Origin of the sequence: Staphylococcus sp. HMSC059F04, from assembly GCF_001812565.1 — a bacterium.
Classification (GTDB): Bacteria; Bacillota; Bacilli; order Staphylococcales; family Staphylococcaceae; genus Staphylococcus; species Staphylococcus lugdunensis.
In genome coordinates, this window is record NZ_KV809464.1 from 17339 (window position 1) to 36137 (window position 18799).

At 34.3% G+C, this 18799-nt stretch carries 16 protein-coding genes, 1 pseudogene and 1 riboswitch; of the genes and pseudogenes, 7 read left to right on the forward strand and 10 right to left on the reverse strand.

Annotated elements, in window-relative coordinates:
- Positions 1–196 precede the first annotated feature (196 nt).
- The 7 genes and pseudogenes from HMPREF2864_RS02740 to HMPREF2864_RS02770 form a co-directional block, all read right to left on the reverse strand.
- Positions 197–1054: an urease accessory protein UreD gene (locus HMPREF2864_RS02740; protein ID WP_070544972.1), complete on the reverse strand. Its 858-nt coding sequence runs from the start codon at positions 1052–1054 to the stop codon at positions 197–199.
- Entirely contained in the window at positions 1054–1668 is a 615-nt protein-coding gene (gene ureG, locus HMPREF2864_RS02745) for an urease accessory protein UreG (protein WP_002460243.1), read from the reverse strand. The genes HMPREF2864_RS02740 and ureG overlap by 1 nt, the downstream gene beginning before the upstream one ends.
- A gap of 13 nt (positions 1669–1681) precedes the next feature.
- A complete protein-coding gene (locus HMPREF2864_RS02750; RefSeq protein ID WP_062078021.1) occupies positions 1682–2371 on the reverse strand; it encodes an urease accessory protein UreF in 690 nt (229 codons plus the stop codon).
- Positions 2364–2816 (reverse strand): urease accessory protein UreE, encoded by a 453-nt coding sequence (gene ureE, locus HMPREF2864_RS02755; RefSeq protein WP_002460241.1) that lies wholly within the window; start codon positions 2814–2816, stop codon positions 2364–2366. Before ureE ends, HMPREF2864_RS02750 begins: the two co-directional genes overlap by 8 nt.
- 12 nt (positions 2817–2828) lie before the next feature.
- A pseudogene (gene ureC, locus HMPREF2864_RS02760) lies at positions 2829–4544 on the reverse strand (urease subunit alpha).
- Positions 4544–4951, reverse strand: coding sequence for an urease subunit beta (locus tag HMPREF2864_RS02765; RefSeq protein WP_070544973.1), 408 nt, complete (start codon positions 4949–4951; stop codon positions 4544–4546). The pseudogene ureC and the gene HMPREF2864_RS02765 overlap by 1 nt, the downstream one beginning before the upstream one ends.
- Before the next feature lie 12 nt (positions 4952–4963).
- Entirely contained in the window at positions 4964–5266 is a 303-nt protein-coding gene (locus HMPREF2864_RS02770; protein WP_002492818.1) for an urease subunit gamma, read from the reverse strand.
- A 208-nt stretch (positions 5267–5474) separates the two neighbouring features.
- Between HMPREF2864_RS02770 and yut the strand changes: the two genes are divergently transcribed.
- A complete protein-coding gene (gene yut, locus HMPREF2864_RS02775) occupies positions 5475–6371 on the forward strand; it encodes an urea transporter (RefSeq protein ID WP_070544974.1) in 897 nt (298 codons plus the stop codon).
- Positions 6372–6585: 214 nt separating this feature from the next.
- Here the strand turns inward: yut and HMPREF2864_RS02780 are convergent, their stop codons facing one another.
- Complete coding sequence (locus HMPREF2864_RS02780) at positions 6586–7173, reverse strand: TetR/AcrR family transcriptional regulator (protein ID WP_002460233.1); 588 nt, start codon at positions 7171–7173, stop codon at positions 6586–6588.
- 203 nt (positions 7174–7376) lie between these two features.
- Between HMPREF2864_RS02780 and HMPREF2864_RS02785 the strand changes: the two genes are divergently transcribed.
- The 6 genes from HMPREF2864_RS02785 (at position 7377) to abc-f (ending at position 16983) form a co-directional block, all read left to right on the forward strand.
- Positions 7377–9152, forward strand: coding sequence for an oleate hydratase (locus HMPREF2864_RS02785; RefSeq protein ID WP_070572103.1), 1776 nt, complete (start codon positions 7377–7379; stop codon positions 9150–9152).
- Between the two features lie 304 nt (positions 9153–9456).
- Positions 9457–9558: riboswitch (TPP riboswitch) on the forward strand.
- A 312-nt stretch (positions 9559–9870) separates the two neighbouring features.
- Positions 9871–11607, forward strand: a complete 1737-nt coding sequence (gene thiC, locus HMPREF2864_RS02790) for a phosphomethylpyrimidine synthase ThiC (protein WP_002460231.1) — start codon at positions 9871–9873, stop codon at positions 11605–11607.
- A gap of 499 nt (positions 11608–12106) precedes the next feature.
- Positions 12107–13012: an EamA family transporter RarD gene (rarD, locus tag HMPREF2864_RS02795; protein WP_002478732.1), complete on the forward strand. Its 906-nt coding sequence runs from the start codon at positions 12107–12109 to the stop codon at positions 13010–13012.
- A gap of 230 nt (positions 13013–13242) precedes the next feature.
- Positions 13243–13887 (forward strand): DUF443 domain-containing protein, encoded by a 645-nt coding sequence (locus HMPREF2864_RS02800; RefSeq protein ID WP_070544975.1) that lies wholly within the window; start codon positions 13243–13245, stop codon positions 13885–13887.
- Between the two features lie 522 nt (positions 13888–14409).
- Positions 14410–15042: a stage II sporulation protein M gene (locus HMPREF2864_RS02810; protein ID WP_083300130.1), complete on the forward strand. Its 633-nt coding sequence runs from the start codon at positions 14410–14412 to the stop codon at positions 15040–15042.
- A gap of 327 nt (positions 15043–15369) precedes the next feature.
- A complete protein-coding gene (gene abc-f, locus HMPREF2864_RS02815) occupies positions 15370–16983 on the forward strand; it encodes a ribosomal protection-like ABC-F family protein (RefSeq protein WP_070572104.1) in 1614 nt (537 codons plus the stop codon).
- Between the two features lie 200 nt (positions 16984–17183).
- Here the strand turns inward: abc-f and HMPREF2864_RS02820 are convergent, their stop codons facing one another.
- Both HMPREF2864_RS02820 and HMPREF2864_RS02825 read right to left on the reverse strand, forming a co-directional pair.
- A complete protein-coding gene (locus HMPREF2864_RS02820) occupies positions 17184–17561 on the reverse strand; it encodes a hypothetical protein (protein WP_002492831.1) in 378 nt (125 codons plus the stop codon).
- Between the two features lie 17 nt (positions 17562–17578).
- Positions 17579–17791 (reverse strand): hypothetical protein, encoded by a 213-nt coding sequence (locus tag HMPREF2864_RS02825; RefSeq protein WP_002478737.1) that lies wholly within the window; start codon positions 17789–17791, stop codon positions 17579–17581.
- Positions 17792–18799 lie beyond the last annotated feature (1008 nt).

Sequence of the window (18799 nt, forward strand, 5' to 3'; positions counted from 1 at the left end):
GCGTATTTTCAATCCAGTCAGCTACTGCCAATATCAGAGTCTAAAATATAATGATGTCCTAGACTCACGCTTATTTTAAATTGTTAAAAAGTTTATATCGCAAACATAAGCTAAAAATTATGAATCATCGCCATTCATAAAATCAAGCACCTTATTGTTAGAAATAATATCAACGATAAGGTGCTTGTTCTTGAGTTTAATATTTTCTTAAGAAATCTAACTTACGATGATATAATTTATCTGCGATATAAGCTTGAACGTTATATAGAATTGTCTCAATGTCTTGAGTCATGTTTGAGAGCACGCGAACGGTAAAACCGTGTGTTGGCAATTGTGTAATACCAAGTCGACAATCATACGTTTGTGTAAAATCTTTAATCTGGGCATAAACCTCATCGATAAGCTTTTGTGTTATATTCGGGTGAATACAATAGGCTGACCCTATATGTGTATAGTGCTCCATATAACCAATTGAATTCATATTGGTTTTGTTTGGATCCATGAGTAAATTATCATAAGTGACTAATGCTTCATCTATATAGATTGCATTAATTAAATGCATATAATGATACGTAAAGTTCTTGTCAGTTGTTGAATAACCAGGTGTTAATATATCTGTATAAAACATAGAGGCATTATCTTTTAAGTTAAATACGTTATGTTGGAAAAACTTCGCATTTTCATAAGCGATAATAGGATCTGCAACGTATTCCATGTAGCCATCTTGCGCAATGTTAAACGTTTGATACTGTTCAACGCGATCGCTTAATGTTTTATATATTTTCGTGGCACCTTGTGATGTAAGCGTGACTGCTGCCCCGTTATCAATATTAATATTCATACGATAGCGATCGCCATCTAGATAGCCGCCACCCACATTAACAATATAGAACGTGGGAATTTTAGATTGATTTAAATAGATAGGGCGCATCACTTTTAATGCCTTTTCAAAGAAGATATTGCGTGCAACCGAACGCTTGCCATTATGAAAGACAGTTAAATCGAGCTGACCTGTCCAAGATGGTTCGATGACTTGCTTTGCTTTATCAGCCATCAAGCTAATCCTTTAAGTAATACATCACGTTCAATCCATTCAATCACATCATCTAAACCATCATCGGTTTTAAGATTTGTAAAGGTAAAAGGTCGATTACCACGAAATGTTTTTGTATCTTCGGCCATTTGATCTAAAGACGCACCAACAAATTCAGCTAAATCTGTTTTATTAATTACAAAGTAGTCAGATTTAATCATACCTTGTCCACCTTTACGTGGAATCTTTTCACCTTGGGCCACATCAATAATGTAAATAGAAAAATCAACGAGTTCAGGACTAAATGTTGCTGCTAAATTATCGCCGCCAGATTCGATGAAGATTAGCTCGATATCCTCATTGCGTTCTAACAACTCGTCAATGGCTGCAAAGTTCATTGAAGCATCTTCACGGATGGCTGTATGTGGACAACCGCCTGTTTCAACACCAATAATTCTATCTTCAGCTAATACGCCAGTATTCACTAATATTTTTTGGTCTTCTTTCGTATAAATGTCATTAGTAATAACCCCGATACTTAAATCTTTAGACAGGCGGCGCACTATTTTTTCAACTAATTGTGTTTTACCTGCACCAACAGGACCGCCAATACCAATTTTAATTGGATTTGCCATAACTTATAACCTCCTAAGAAATAAAAATTCTCACATTAACATTTTCATGCTCCATTTGGTTCAACTCTAGACCCGGTGCTGTAATACCGAAATCTTCCTCATTTAATGTGAAAATATGTTGTCGCGTATGTTCGATATAAGGAATCAAGTCTTTCACAACTTGTTGACCCGTTGTTTGGCCAAGTGGAATGGCACGGACTGCATTTTGAGTCAAACTGGAAACATTTTGATAAAGATAATAATCAATAATTGTTTCGATATTTACACCTAAATAATGTCCTAATATGGTGAAACAGATAGCTGGATGCAACTTAGCTTGCTTCTCAGCCATTTGCTTAAGATACCATGCCATCCATTCACTGTCATAAAGCTCATTGGCTAATTTCGCCATGCGCGTACCCATTTGTTTGGCGCCTACGCGTGTTTCGCGAGGGAGACTTTGTACAAAGATTAAACGATCGACTTTTAATAGTTTCTCGGTATCTCCATCTTCCAAAGCTTGATAAACGAGGCGCATAGCTAAGCCATCTGAATAAGTCAATTGCTCATCTAAGAATAATTGTAACCATGCTTTAAATGTTGCAGCATCTTTAACTGCATCGCGTTGAATATAAGTTTCAAGCCCAAATGAATGACTGAACGCACCTGTTGGAAACTGTGAATCACAAAACTGGAATAGTCTTAAATGTGAATGATCAATCATGCGAATGTCCTATATGTCTAAATGCTTTATTTACTTTTCGATCTTCATGACTATAGGGGATACCTAATGTTTTAAGTAAGTCTTCTACTAAATAGTCATATTGGACAAGCATTTCAGTTTCAGTAAATTGTGCTGGTAGGTGACGATTACCGAGTTGATGCGCAATGTCTCCCATTTCTTGTAATGTGCGTGGTTGAATAACAAGTAAGTCTTCCGAGTTAACATCTACGACAATCATATTCGTCTCATCTTGATATAAAATATCACCATATTGTAGATCGATAGGCTGTCTTAAACGAATACCAAGTTCAGTGCCATGATCTGTTGTCACGCGTTGAATACGTTTAACTAAATCTGAATTTTCAAGGTACACTTTTTCAATATGTTTACTTTTTTCTTCAGCAGTAAGATTAGCAATATTGCCTTGTATTTCTTCAATAATCATTAACATATCCTCCTAGAATAAGAAGTATCTTTGAGTTAGTGGTAATTCTGTCGCAGCTTCACTTGTAATTTTTTCACCGTCAACAAATACTTCGTATGTTTGTGGATCTACGTCTAATTTTGGTGTTGCGTGGTTATGCTTCATATCTTTTTTGGATAAGTTACGTATACCATGTACTGGACGTACCATACGTTTCAAGTTAAGCAGATTATAAATACCATTTTCATAAGCTGTGGTAGAAACAAATGTAATGGCTGTATGTTGTATGTTTGTACCATATTGACCATACATTTTACGATATTTTTGAGGTTCTGATGTTGGTATAGAACCATTGGCATCACCGTTGACAGCAGAATTGATTAAACCACCTTTAACTACAAGCTCAGGTTTAACGCCAAAGAAGATAGGATCCCACATGACTAAATCAGCTAATTTTCCACTTTCGATTGAACCCACATAATCAGAAATACCATGTGTAATGGCAGGGTTAATTGTGTATTTTGCGATATAACGTTTAATACGATGATTGTCGTTATATTCTGTATCGCCTTCTAAAACACCGCGTTGTTCTTTCATACGATGTGCGACTTGCCAAGTTCGTATAATCACTTCGCCCACACGTCCCATCGCTTGAGAATCAGAGCTAATCATACTGAAGACACCCATGTCTTGAAGGACATCTTCGGCAGCAATGGTTTCTTTTCTAATACGGGAATCAGCAAATGCAATGTCTTCTGGAATTGAAGCGTTTAAATGGTGTGTAATCATGACCATGTCTAAATGTTCATCAACTGTATTTTGTGTATATGGTAATGTAGGATTCGTAGAGGACGGTAAAATGTTTGGATATGATGCGGATTTGATTAAGTCGGGTGCATGTCCACCACCAGCGCCTTCAGTATGGTACATATGAAGTACACGATCTTTTACGGCTGCCATTGTATCTTACATGAAGCCAGCTTCATTTAAGGTGTCAGCATGTAAAGCAATTTGTACATCAAATTCATCTGCAACATCTAATGCGTGACGCAATGCTGAAGGTGTTGCTCCCCAGTCTTCATGTACTTTGAGGCCAATGGCACCAGCATGTATTTGTTCAATTAAAGCTGTATGATTGACTGCTTGACCTTTACCAGTGAACCCGACATTAATTGGTAGCGCTTCAGCTACTTCTAACATGCGATGGATATGCCAAGGACCTGGTGTCACTGTTGTTGCTTTTGTTCCTTCAGAAGCACCTGTGCCACCACCAATGTGTGTTGTAATACCACTTTCAAGTGCTACTTCAGCTTGCTCAGGATTAATAAAGTGCACGTGTGTATCAATGCCACCTGCAGTTACGATTTTACCTTCAGCAGCGATGATATCTGTGGTTGCACCAATAATAATGTCTACATTGTCCATAATATCAGGGTTACCGGCTTTACCAATACCCATAATATAGCCATTTTTAACGCCAATATCTGCTTTTACAACTTTATCGTAATCAATGATAAGGGCGTTCGTTAGCACTAAATCAGCCACTTTGCGATCATCTCGAGTGACGTTTGGGTTTTGTGCCATGCCATCACGGATAGATTTACCGCCACCAAATGTCGCTTCATCACCATAATTGGCATAATCTTTTTCAACTTGTGCAAATAAATTAGTATCACCAAGTCGTACTGAGTCACCTACAGTTGGTCCGTACAAGCTTGTATATTGAGATTGCGTCATTTTAAAGCTCATTAATCTTGTCCTCCTTTTTTATTAAGGTTTTCTTCACCTTGGTCATTGAAGACACCAGCATAGCCATCATGCTCACCAGTAGGGCGATAGACGCGTGTTTCATCAATTTTGCCATTGACCATACCTCTGAAACCATAGATATTACGATGACCAGCATATTCAACAAGTTGTACTTTTTTTTCGTCACCTGGTTCAAACCGAATGGCTGCACCTGCTGGAATGTCTAAATGTTTGCCATAAGCTTTTTCACGTTCAAATTTTAAAGCTTTATTTGCTTCATAAAAGTGAAAATGAGAGCCAACTTGGATAGGACGATCACCAGTATTTTTAACTGTAAGAACAGTTTCTGGATGACCTTGATTAATTTCTATATCAGTGTTTTTAACTTTAATTTCTCCAGGAATCATAAATTTGCCTCCTTATACAATAGGGTGATGGACAGTGATAAGTTTCGTGCCGTCTGGGAACGTCGCTTCTATTTCAAGCTCAGTTATCATACTTGCTACGCCATCCATAACATCCTCTTCATTTAGAATTGTTTTACCATAACTCATAAGCTCAGCTACTGTTTTGCCATCCCGAGCACCTTCTAATAATTCATCACTAATCAGGGCAAGTGCTTCAGGGTGATTAAGCTTCAAGCCTCGTGCTTTACGGCGTCTTGCTACTTCTGCGGCAACAACTATCATTAATTTATCTTGCTCACGCTGTGTAAAGTGCAAATCAATTCCTTCTTTCTAAATTTAAATTTAAGTGCATAAACCATATTAGAACTACTAAAGGAGTTTAACAAGTATTTTACTATTTTTAATAAATTTTTATACATCAAATTGCTGTTATAAAATTATAACTAATACAAAAATATTTTTTTCGCAGCATTAAAATGCTAAAATTTGTATTATCTCAAAAATTTATAAGTAAGGTGAGTTTGTGGAAAAAATAGATGTGTTTTTGAAGAACATTGCTCAAGTTGTCTTGATTAATAGTAAATGGACTGGATTATTTATTTTGATTGGATTATTTGTGGCGGATTGGGAATTGGGTTTAGCTGCAGCATTAGGCAGTGCATTGTCAGTTTTGTTGGCACCATATTTTAATTATAGTGCCGAGGAAATTCACAATGGATTAGCAGGTTATAACTCAGTACTAACAGCGATTGGACTGGCGTTATTCTTACAATCAACCACTATCGCTTGGATTGTTTTAGTTATTAGTGTTATTTTAACGTTGCCAGTAGGTGCTGCTACACGTGAATTTTTAAAGTCTTATGGCGTTCCTATGTTAACCTTTCCATTTGTCTTAATGACTTGGTTAATCCTAGCAATGACGACTCAGTTTTCAACATTAAGTGTTACTGTTGATATTTTACCACTACATGTTAAATATCCAGTGATTAGCCACCATCATATAAGTTGGTTAAGTGGCATAACGACGAATTTTAGTGAAATTTTCTTAGTGACATCTATTGGTGGTAGTGTATTGATATTGATTGGTATCTTTTTAGGTTCAATTAAGGGTGGAGTATATGCGCTAATTTCAAGTATATTTGCAGTTGCATGTATTGCATTATTAGGTGGAGATTATCCAACCATCGCAAATGGCTTATATGGTTATAATGCTGTCCTTACAGGGATTGCTTTAGGTGCAACATTCATGACTAAATTGAATAAGTATATTGCAGTTATCACAGGATTGCTGTTAACGATAGTGATGCATGGTGCACTAGCAACGTTGCTTACGCCAGTTGGATTACCTATATTAACGGCACCATTTATTTTTGCCACGTGGCTCGTGTTGTTTGCGGGAAAAATGTCAAATGAAAATTAAGTGATGCAAAAACATGCAAGAAGCGTAAAGTGAATGTTCAAAAAACGCACGCTTATACCAGAAATGAATTAACCGACTATGGAAGCCGACAAATAATGAAAATGATTCATAAATTAACCTTTAAAAATAAAATATGTTATTCATAATGAAATGGTTATAATGTATCCCCAATAAAGACAAATTCTACTGAGTCTGTCTCTATTGGGGATTCACGTTATTTCAATTTCTTCAAATGGATTTCTCTAGCACCACAAATAATTGTTACAATTTCATTTACTACTTTATCGATAGGTTGTTGTTGACCATGTTGAATCCAATTTGTAATAACACTTAAAATACCACCTGTTAAAAACTCACTATAAATCGTGACGTCTACATAAAATTGACCATTTTGTTTATCAAAATCGATTTGCTTCTTTACTGCTGCGTAGATTTGATCATAAAAAATGTTATAAACTTCTCCGTAAAAATTTAAAGTAATAACGCTACGAACCGTATTTTTATGATGATGAATAAATGTTAAAATATCAGTCATTAGCTTTTCAAAAAATTGTCTTGGGTTATCTGGATTAATTTCAGGTAAGTACAGTTCTCTGAAATGGTCAATCAAAATCCCGACGACATGATTAAGTAAATGGTATTTATCATTAAAGTGGCGATAAAAGGTTGACCGTCTAATATTTGCTTTATGACATAAATCCTGAATCGTGATTTGTTCAAAAGTCTTTGTTTTTAGCAGTTGATGAAAAGCTGTCATGAGTGCTTGATGTGTTTTTTGCACACGTAAATCTTGTTTATTCATTATATTCACTCCCAATACGATATAGGACAATTTTTCGTAAATGTCGCTTAAGTTACAGACACATATAAATGCCTCACAATAATAGACCTTCATCTATTTATAATATAAGAGAAGGGTAGATTTATTTTCTGAATAATTACTTATAGTTTACTACTTTTCATCTTTAAAATTAAAAAATATGACAAATTTTGGAAGTGATATCAATGTACTATAGTAATGGAAATTATGAAGCGTTTGCGCGACCAAAAAAACCTGAAAACGTAGAACAAAAGTCAGCTTATTTAATTGGATCAGGATTAGCATCTTTAGCAGCTGCATGTTTCTTAGTTAGAGACGGGCAAATGGATGGGGCAAAAATCCATGTGCTAGAAGAATTAGCTAAACCTGGTGGAAGTTTAGATGGAGATGAACTTCCTATGAAAGGCTATGTCGTACGTGGCGGAAGAGAAATGGAGAATCATTTCGAATGTCTATGGGATTTATTTAGATCTATTCCATCACTTGAAGTAGAGGGGGCTTCTGTATTAGATGAGTTTTATTGGTTAAATAAAGAAGATCCCAATTACTCAAGATGCCGTGTGATTGAAAAAAGAGGTCATCAGTTACCAACGGATGGTGACTTCACTTTAACGAAACAAGCAATCAAAGAAATGATAGATTTATGCTTGATGACAGAAGAAGATTTAAATGATGTGATGATTTCTGAGGTCTTTTCAAAAGATTTTATGAATTCGAACTTTTGGATTTATTGGAAGACGATGTTCGCCTTTGAACCATGGCATTCTGCGATGGAAATGCGCCGCTATTTAATGCGTTTTGTGCATCATATTGGTGGATTAGCAGATTTCAGTGCCCTTAAGTTTACAAAATATAATCAATATGAATCACTAGTACTGCCTATGATTGCCTATCTAGAATCCCATGGTGTACAGTTTGAATATGATGTTCAAGTACTTGATATTAAAGTAGATGTTACAACGACAGAGAAGGTTGCTCGCGAAATGAAACTTAAACGTCAAGGCAAAGAGGAGACAATGCTATTGACGCCGAATGACCTCGTCTTTGTGACAAATGGTAGTATTACTGAAAGCTCAACTTATGGAGATAATGAAACCCCAGCACCTCCTACGAAAGTCACAGGAGGCAGTTGGAACTTATGGCGTAATCTTGCTAAACAAAGCCCTGAGTTTGGTCACCCTGAAAAGTTCTATCAAGATTTACCTGAAAAAAGTTGGTTTGTGTCAGCAACTGCAACGACAAATAATAAGAGAATCATTGATACTATCGAAAGCATATGCAAGAGAGATCCCCTTGCCGGCAAGACGGTAACTGGAGGTATTATTACGGTTAATGATTCGGCATGGCAAATGAGTTTTACTGTTAATCGCCAACAACAATTTAAAGCACAACCTAAAGATGAGGTGAGTGTATGGATTTATGCACTCTATTCTAATGTCAAAGGGGATTATATCAACAAGCCGATTGTGGAATGTAGTGGTAACGAAATTTGCCAGGAATGGTTATATCATATGGGTGTGCCTACCAATCAAATTAAGGATCTTGCTCAAAACCAATGTAATAGCATACCAGTTTATATGCCTTATATTTGCTCATATTTTATGCCAAGAGCCATAGGTGATAGACCACTTGTTGTGACACATCAATCACGCAATTTAGCATTTATTGGTAATTTTGCAGAAACAGAGAGAGATACGGTCTTTACTACAGAATATTCAGTAAGAACTGCCATGGAAGCCGTATATCAATTGTTGAACATAGATCGAGGTGTCCCAGAAGTTGTTGCGACAGAATTTGATTTGCGTGTCTTAATGGACGCGATGTACGAACTCAATGATGGTAAAGGCTTGGTTGAACTGGTCGAGCAAAAGAAACTAAAACAAGTTGCCCTTAATGCTTTCTTGAAAAAAATAAAAGGCACATATATAGAGCAATTATTGAAACAACATAAGTTGCTGTAGGTGCAAGAGATGTTTCATTTTGAAAAAGAACCCCCGCTTAGCAAAGTAGAAGTGGGGCTTCTTTTTATTTAGAATGAATTGATTTCTGATGATTACAAATTGTCTATCTAAATAGTTATCAAGGCAATGATACGAATGCTTTCAAACAATAGATAATAAAATTATCACATTGACAGATTGAGGGATACGACGACATTGATGACCATAGAATCACTATCAACTTAATAATCTAAGATAAATGTGCTATTTTATAGCGGTTTGAAGGAAAATGACACGTTTGGTATAATTATACCTGCAACATAATATCATCTGCTAGGGGTGCTTTGATTTGCTGAAAGGAGAATTTCTCCAACCCTTTTAACCTGATCTAGATAATACTAGCGTAGGGAAGCAAGTGAGCCATTTATACTAAAGAATTAGAACATTATCATGTTTATCAGTTTATTTAAGCATTGTGTTTCACTCGTAGTCTGTTGCGTACTTTTTGCCAGAACAGATTGTACAGTAAACACGAGAGTTAGTTATAGATATAGGGCATATCGTTAACTCAAGTTAAAATACCAATATTTTAAAGATATTGGCTATTATCTGATACATATATGTTTTTTGTATAAATTCGCTTATTTTCTTATGCATTCAGTATTAGGCTGAATGCTTTTTTGTGTGGATTTCTCTCAAAGTAATATTAAACACGTCTAGCATCTAGGAGGCTGTTTATATGAAACAAGAAATGATTCGTTTTAAAAAGAATTTTCCGGCAAGCAAACGTATTTTTAAAAAGGGAAGTGATGACGATATTGCAGTGCCATTTCGTCAAATTGAATTATCGGATACGCAATTAGAGAACGATGCATTTCACAACGATCCTATTACCGTCTATGACACTGCTGGACCTTATCATGACGATAACTATGATGTGAACATTGACAGCGGTATTCCTCAGCTTAGAAAGTCATGGATTGATGCACGACAAGATGTTGAAAGCTATAAAGGACGAAAAATACAATCTATCGATAACGGTTTTAAAAAGGAAGGCCATAAAAATTATGTGGCACATCCTTTTCAATATCAACCGAAGCGTGCCAAACAAGGTGGAAATGTGACACAAATGCATTATGCGAAACAAGGCATCATCACGAAAGAAATGAAATTTGTTGCGGTTCGGGAACAGGTAGAACCCGAATTTGTCAGAGATGAAATCGCTAGAGGACGTGCCATTATTCCTAATAATGTTAATCATCCAGAATCAGAACCGATGATTATCGGGAAAAACTTTGCCGTTAAAGTCAATGCCAATATCGGTAATTCAGTCGTGTCATCATCGATAGAAGCAGAAATTGAAAAGCTCGTTTGGGCAATTCATTGGGGTACAGATACGATGATGGATTTATCAACCGGTAAAAATATACACTCAACACGGGAATATTTGATTCGTAATTCACCAGTTCCGGTTGGGACTGTACCCATTTATCAAGCTCTAGAAAAAGTGAATGGCGTGGCGGAAGATTTAACTTGGGAAGTATATCGCGATACACTTATTGAACAAGCGGAGCAAGGTGTTGATTACTTTACCATTCATGCTGGCTTGCTATTACACTATATTCCGTTAACTGTCGATCGCTTAACCGGCATTGTCTCACGCGGCGGTTCAATTATTGCACAATGGTGTCTGGCACATCACGAAGAAAGCTTCTTATACACGCATTTTGAAGATATTTGTAAAATTTTAAATCAATATGATGTGGCAATTTCACTCGGAGATGGTTTGCGCCCAGGTTCCATTTATGATGCCAATGATGAAAGTCAAATTTCAGAGTTAAAAACATTAGGAGAGCTAACTGAAATTGCATGGAAACATGATGTTCAAGTTATGATTGAAGGTCCCGGACATATTCCAATGCATAAGATTAAAGAGAACCAAGATTTAGCAGATTTCTATTGTAAGGAAGCACCGTTCTACACATTAGGACCATTAGTTACAGATATCGCGCCAGCGTATGACCATATTACGTCGGCAATTGGTGCGGCTCAAATCGCAAGTCATGGCACAGCAATGTTATGTTACGTTACACCGAAAGAGCATCTTGGCTTACCAAATAAAGATGATGTGAGAGACGGCGTAGTTACTTATAAAATAGCAGCCCATGCCGCAGATTTAGCAAAAGGGTTACCAGGTGCTACTGTGCGTGATGATGCAATTAGTAAAGCGCGATTCGAATTTCGTTGGATAGACCAATTCAATTTGTCATTAGATCCAGATCGCGCAAGAGAATTCCATGATGAAACGTTGCCATCAGAATCTGCGAAAATTGCACACTTCTGTAGTATGTGTGGTCCTAAATTCTGTTCAATGAAATTATCACATGATATTCGTGATTCATACAAAGAACAGCTAGCAGGTATGAAAGAAAAAGCGAAAGAATTCCAAGCAGCCGGCAATAAAATTTATCATTAGGATACATGATTTATTATAGGCTGGAACATAAATATCAAAATAATAGCACAAAGATGATTTGACATTAAAAATCGTCTTTGTGCTTTCTTTATAATTCAATACTTATGATGATTGGTTCGCTTGCTTAAGGGCTGGTTTGCGTTGCTAGAAAAAACGGGTTTAGCCAATTTTTCTGTGCTTGTGGAATTTCTTATCGAAATTCTCTTTGTTTGGGGCCACCCCAACTTGCGTTGTCCGTTGGCTTTCTTTTGGAAAGCCTCTTTGTTGGGGCCCCAGGGCTTGTTCTATCTAGTGTCTTGCTAAAATATTGAATATTTATATGTCATTGATTGACCATGCGATTTTAATGTCAGTATAAAGATGACATGACTTAATCATAGTTACATAGTATGACAAATTTTAATTTTTTGAGCAGGAAGTATACTAAAATGTCATAACTATTGATAACATAATATTATTGAGACTTATTTCCAGGGGAATTGTGTTAGGAGGTTTAGTTATGAATTCCAATATTGAATTTAAAAAAGGCGTACTGTTTGCGTTAGGTGCGCATTTATTATGGGGAATTTTACCTATTTATTGGAGGCTCATTGGCAATATCAGCGCTTTTGAAATTCTAGCGTATCGAATTATCTTATCAATGATCTTTATGATTATCATGATTTACATACTCAAACAAAGTACGGCATTTAAACGTGATTTAACACACTTATTTGCGACACCGATACAGCTTATTGCCATTATTGTCGCTGGTTATGTTATTACGCTTAATTGGGGGACATTTATTTGGGCTGTGTCAAATGGACATGTGCTACAAACCAGTTTAGGTTATTATATCAACCCACTCGTAAGTATTTTATTGGCATTTATTTTTCTAAAAGAAAGGTTTAATAAATTTGAGTCATTAGCCATTGTATTTGCCGCAATTGGTGTGCTTTATATGACCATTCGAGTAGGGGAATTTCCAATGATTTCACTCATGTTGGCTTTCTCATTTGGCATTTACGGCTTATTGAAAAAATTAGTTCGTGTAGATGCTATGACAGGTATTGCCATTGAATGTATTGTGACAGCACCAGCAGGACTCATTTATATCATTTACTTATGGCAAATACACCATACTTCAGTAGGTATCAATATGGCATCATTCTGGTTGCTATTCTCAGGTGCGGTAACAGCAGTGCCATTAATCTTGTTCTCAGCAGGTGCGCGTCGCATACCATTATCGTTAACAGGATTTATTCAGTATGTTAGCCCAACTATTATTTTCTTACTGGGCATCTTTGTCTTCAAAGAACCATTTGATATTCATCAATTTATTACATTTATCTTTATCTGGATTGGCATTGCATTATACAGTATTTCTCAATACGTGAAAATGAAGCGCAACGTTCGACCAGAATAAATACGGAGAAGCCAAATGACAATCGTCTATGTATACATAAGACGGTGTTCATTTGGTTTTTTTAATGTGAGCTATGCATGAAAAGCTTAAAATTTTACAAAAAAATCAATTTATATGATAAATATTAGGGAAATTATTATATAATATGAAATGACTATGAATTGAAAAGTTTAAAATACTTGCAAGACTGATGATACAAACGTAATTCAATGGAAAGGGAATGATTCGTTATGAAGCATGTAACCATCGATTCAATTAAAAATAATAGCAAATATAAAATTATTCATGATGGAGAAAAGCACTATGTCATTGATCTTAATCGAAATAAATTAACTTACATTTTTCCATTATTGAATTACCTTCTCCCGCATCGTTTAATGGAAATCAGTGACGACGCATACTTTAGTTTAACAACAGTACAACAATCGGTGGAAAGCAAAGTCAAAAATATGATGATAACATTAATTGGCATCGTGATATTGTTTATTTACTATAGAGCCAATGTGGTCGACAATTTTTTTCTAAAACATTATCCTCCGCTTATTATCATTGCATTGATGGTTTTAATATTTATTATAAAATGGCTAATAGATAAGCGAAAAAGAAAAAGATTAAACATTGAACAAATAGAAACTGAGAAACGTGCTTATATCTTTCCAGAGATATTCACAATGGTGATAAGTATTATTTTATATGTTATTGCAGTTGTGAGTTTCGTATTCTTAAGCTTCAAAATTTTTGGTTCAATGGGGGAGCCCCGTCTCAATTCTAATGTATTAATTATCATGTTAGCTATTATTTTATCATTTGATCAACTACTCTATAGTAATTCAGAAACTTCCGGTAAAATGAGTCATATTAAAGTAAAGGCTTAAATCAAATGAGCACAGGCTGGGATATTAATCCTAGAAAAATGAACCAGTAGATGCGTTTTTGTAAATGCATTTACTGGCTTTTTTGTTTATAGTACTTCGTATGATATGGTTTCGTGTGTCTATGATACTGTCTTAGCAACCCCAACTTGCGTTGTCCGTTAGCTTTTTTTTGGAAAGCCTTTTTGTTGGGGCCCCACCCCAACTTGCTTTGTTTGGTGAATTTCTTATCGAAATTCTCTTTGTTGGGCCCCCACCCCAACTTGCTTTGTCCGTTGCCTTTCTTTTTGAAAGCCTTTTTGTTGGGGACCCACTCCAACTTACTTGGCTTGTTGTAATGCTTTGAAAATAAGGGCTTTTATAAAATAAGTTATATGTTGTTGATTAATTTCGTTCAATAATCGATAAACTTAATTTGCTTAACACATGCAATTAAAAAAGCAGGATAATGACATTAATCAACGTTACAATATTTTACTTTGTTTTGGTTTTTAAATAGTTTAAAATTTTAGAGTGTTTGATAATATGATAAATATGGGAGGAGATATTTTGATAAAATCAATAGATAAAAATGTATATAAACATGCACTGAAAGTATTCGCTTTAGCTACAATTATATTGATGATAACGACAGTCATTACGTATTTCTGTCATCCTGCAATTAATGATGTCAAACATTTAGGGAATTCATCTACGAATATAAGTAGTAACCCCCAAGGGCTAAATAAAGTTTGGCATTTTATAGTAAATAATGGTTGTTTCGTGCCAGTTCAAATGTTTATATTAGCACTTATACCGATACCATTTCTTTATATGTTAAACATTGTTATCTCAGTTATTATACCAGGAATCATGTTTGGAATTTTTCTTAATTTTGATTTACACAAAGCATTTACCGCAATCATTGCATACATACCACACTATACGCTTGAAATCATGGCATATTGTATTCTTGCAAGTGGCTTATATATGTTAAACAAAGCCATTGTAAGAAAAGTAACCAATCTGTTTAGAAAAAAGAAGAAAGACAATTATCCTTTTAAAAAGAGTCTATTTAAAGTTATTAAAATATATTTTATTTTCACCTTACCATTAATTATACTTGCTGCATTTACAGAAACTTATGTCGCAGATTGGATATATCAATTGATGAACTAAGGTAATAAAGTTGATTAATATTTAATTAATGATATTTTCCTTAAAAAATATTGAAAAGAAATCTTCGAAATAAGCATATTAATAATCATGCTCTGCATACGCTTTAAGTGAATCCTTTTTTATTGTAAAATGTTTATAAATTACATTTGAGGAGGTGTCTAAATGTTTCTTATAGCTTATTGTTGCAGATATTTACAAATCATACGCAACAAATTTTCGATCTTAATTACAAAATTGGCGGAGTCTGTCTATTTTGAAGTTAATGATCAATCTATAAGGAACTGACACAATATATTTCTTCCTTATAGATAAATTGGAGGAAGAAAAATGAATATACTAAATGCATCGAATATTTCTAAAAAATATACGGAAGATATATTATTCGATCATATTAAAATAACACTTAATTCTGGTGATACTGTAGGATTAGTAGGTCGTAATGGTGAAGGGAAGACCACTTTATTAAAACTACTTTCTGGCATGGAAAGACCTTCGACTGGTGTAATTAGTTGGAAGAAGGATATTAAGATAGGTTACTTAAATCAAATACCTGACTATGAAAAAAGTGAAAGTGTTTATCAATGTATAAAATCTGTATTTAAAGAATTAGATACGATATCAAAACAGTTGGAAACAATTGAAACTAAAATGATTGAAGAAAGAGAAAATATAAATTCATTAGTGGCGCGCTATGGTGAATTGCAGACATATTATGAAGAAAATGGCGGGTATGAGATAGATGCTAAAATACGTAAAGTTACTCACGGTTTAAATATCGCGCATTTACTTAAAGCAAAGTGGGGAGATTTATCAGGGGGAGAACGTACTAAAGTAGGTATAGCACAGATGTTAATTAAGCCTACGGATTTGCTTCTTTTAGATGAGCCAACAAATCACCTCGATGTTAAATCTATAGAATGGTTGGCTAGCTATATAAAAAATAATGATAGTGCTACGGTGATCGTGTCACATGATCGTTACTTTTTAGATGAAACAGTTAATCAAATTATAGAAATAGATCAAAAAAAGCTTCATTTTTATAATGGAAATTATTCATATTTTGTTGAAGAAAGAGACAAAAGATTGTTGATTGAATTCGAAGCCTATAAAACGCAACAAAAGAAAATAAAGAAAATGAAAGAATCAATCAAACAATTAAGAACATGGGCTAGTCAAGCGAAGCCACCTAATGCTGCAATGTTTCGCCGAGCTAAAAGTATGGAAAAAGCTTTAAATCGCATTCAACGCTTAGAAAAACCGCTTTTAGATTCAAAAAAGATGCATATAACACTAGAAGAAGGCATGAACGTTTCGAATAGAGTGATTGAAATGGAAAATGTTACTAAAGCATATGATGATGTATTATTTAGAAACGTAAATATGTTAATCAGAAGAGGCGAACATGTTGCTATTATAGGAGATAATGGTACTGGAAAAACAACATTATTAAAAATAATTTTAGGGCTGACTTCAATAGATAAAGGTTCAATTAAAACGGCAAGTAATTTAAAAATTGGTTATCTTTCACAGCATGAATTTGAAAGGGATGGCAATGATACTTTGTTACACACATTTCGTAAAAAAGTCAATGTATCAGAAGACCAAGCGAGACATATTTTAGCTCATTTTATGTTTTATGGTAAAGATGTATTTAAAAAAGTTAATGAGTTAAGCGGAGGAGAAAAAATAAGATTAAGATGGGCACAACTCGTAAACACAGATTATAATTTACTTGTTTTAGACGAACCAACAAACCATTTGGATATAGACGCCAAAGAAATCATAGAAGATGCTTTATTAGACTTCAATGGAACCATCATTACAGTTTCACATGATAGATATTTCCTTAATAAGTTATTTAATACAACTTACTTATTAAAAAATAAAACATTAGAAAAATTTGAAGGTAACTATGATTACATTAAAGAAAAGATGCTATAAATAATCGGTATAGAGAAATGCTGGTCAATAAATTAAAAAATATACAACAATGACCATTGAAAATACGCTTAAGGAAATCGGATTTATGGAATGCCGATTTCCTTTTGTTTATCTTCTTAAATCGGATTTCAACTTTATATGCTGTTTATGTGAGGCTTAATAAGTATAAAACGATGCGTTTTTGAGTTCTTATTAAAAATTTATTGTGTGATAAATAGCTTTTTAATTTCCTTACTTAACAAAAACACTGTTATTGCGATAATAAAAATTATTTCTTCTCCAATTACTAGGCTAATTATCGCACCTGCACCATCAAATATTTTATAATAATCTGCAGACTTCAAGAAATCGATAAATATTTTAGCAAGTCCCCATGAAATAATAAATCTGCATACTTTCATTGATAATATGAGCCAAAAGTCTTTTTCCCATTTAAAACAGAAAGTAAGAATAACAGGTAATATGAGTGCAGGTATGTAAACATAAAGCAACCCTACTTGGAAATGGTAGTCTAGTGCAATAGTGATGAAATCAATGGGGAGCAAAAAGATTAAACATAAAAATATACGTTTTTTCATTGCTATCTCTCCTTTTCTTATACAAATAATTGACCGGTATCAACCATCGCTCCAATTTCAAGTATCGCTATTATAAATAAGAAAACTAAGAATATCGAGACAAAAAAAGCGACCATGGTTATTAATATTTTTTTAGGTGCATGTTTTATTTTAGATACATAGTAAAAAATCGCATCAATACACACAATCATTAGTATTGTAATTATTACAATAACAAAATTAGAAGACACGAGCGATTCCTCCTCCTTTTTCTATAATTTTATTTTGCAAAAGTGTCAGAGAAAAATATCAACTCCAAATTTATTGATTATAATCACTTTCAAATTACTATACTTATTAAAATTATGCCAATTTTTTACGATTTTAATTTATTTCAACTTTGTAACAATTTCATAATTTTGGTATGTTAAAACTGAAATTTATTAATATTTTTAAGGTATTTTAATGTTAAATGCTTCAAGACTAATTACAGTTATAGGGAGTATTTTAGGTGCCACATCCAGCAGTAATAAATGGAAATTTTGCGTATACTGTTGCTACAATAAGAGCGATGATAGCTCTAGGTGTTAGTGGTCCCATTGAATGAGGTATTAGGACACTTTATGCTGGAGGATCTATAGCTTGTAATCACTCGTAGGTGAAAATATGGATATTGACAAAGTGTTTAAGAAAAACTTATTAAAATAATACGGTTAAGGGGACATTTAAATGAATACGTTTAATTAGTTTATATTATTTATGCTTAGTGCAGTTTTAGGTTCTTTGACAACAAGCATTTTAGACAATATTATGCAAAGCATATGGATACCAAGAATATGTGGCATGCTAGTCGCTGGCCTAGTAGGTTTAATTTTATATGTTTTTTTAAATAATAAAAAAGGCTCTAATCCCAATCAGGCTGGTAAGTCCGAACGGAAAGAGCCTAGGACATAATTATGTTTTAAGCTATGAACTAAATATTGGCAGTCGTTGACTGGATTGAAAATACGCTTATACCAAGCTTTATTCAATCCTAGTCACTTTGCCGGGACGGGACGACGAATTCATAATGAATGCTGTTCCGCTCCCTCTTTTTTTATGTTGGAGTGAATTATCTTGAATTTAGAATTATTTTATTGCACAAATGATCATGGTGTCGATGGTTCTGTTGCAAAGTTGAATGTGTAGTATGATATAAACAAAAAAGGTGTATGGAGTTGCTAAGAATAAATGGAAAATGTATATACGATATATAAAAA

Coding starts and splice junctions, on each gene's coding strand:
- HMPREF2864_RS02785 (WP_070572103.1), top strand. CDS start 7,377: ATGTACTATAGTAATGGAAATTATGAAGCGTTTGCGCGACCAAAAAAA.
- HMPREF2864_RS02780 (WP_002460233.1), bottom strand. CDS start 7,173: ATGAATAAACAAGATTTACGTGTGCAAAAAACACATCAAGCACTCATG.
- ureG (WP_002460243.1), bottom strand. CDS start 1,668: ATGGCAAATCCAATTAAAATTGGTATTGGCGGTCCTGTTGGTGCAGGT.
- thiC (WP_002460231.1), top strand. CDS start 9,871: ATGAAACAAGAAATGATTCGTTTTAAAAAGAATTTTCCGGCAAGCAAA.
- HMPREF2864_RS02800 (WP_070544975.1), top strand. CDS start 13,243: ATGAAGCATGTAACCATCGATTCAATTAAAAATAATAGCAAATATAAA.
- rarD (WP_002478732.1), top strand. CDS start 12,107: ATGAATTCCAATATTGAATTTAAAAAAGGCGTACTGTTTGCGTTAGGT.
- HMPREF2864_RS02740 (WP_070544972.1), bottom strand. CDS start 1,054: ATGGCTGATAAAGCAAAGCAAGTCATCGAACCATCTTGGACAGGTCAG.
- HMPREF2864_RS02765 (WP_070544973.1), bottom strand. CDS start 4,951: ATGATTCCTGGAGAAATTAAAGTTAAAAACACTGATATAGAAATTAAT.
- HMPREF2864_RS02810 (WP_083300130.1), top strand. CDS start 14,410: ATGATAAATATGGGAGGAGATATTTTGATAAAATCAATAGATAAAAAT.
- ureE (WP_002460241.1), bottom strand. CDS start 2,816: ATGATTATTGAAGAAATACAAGGCAATATTGCTAATCTTACTGCTGAA.
- abc-f (WP_070572104.1), top strand. CDS start 15,370: ATGAATATACTAAATGCATCGAATATTTCTAAAAAATATACGGAAGAT.
- HMPREF2864_RS02820 (WP_002492831.1), bottom strand. CDS start 17,561: ATGAAAAAACGTATATTTTTATGTTTAATCTTTTTGCTCCCCATTGAT.
- HMPREF2864_RS02750 (WP_062078021.1), bottom strand. CDS start 2,371: ATGATTGATCATTCACATTTAAGACTATTCCAGTTTTGTGATTCACAG.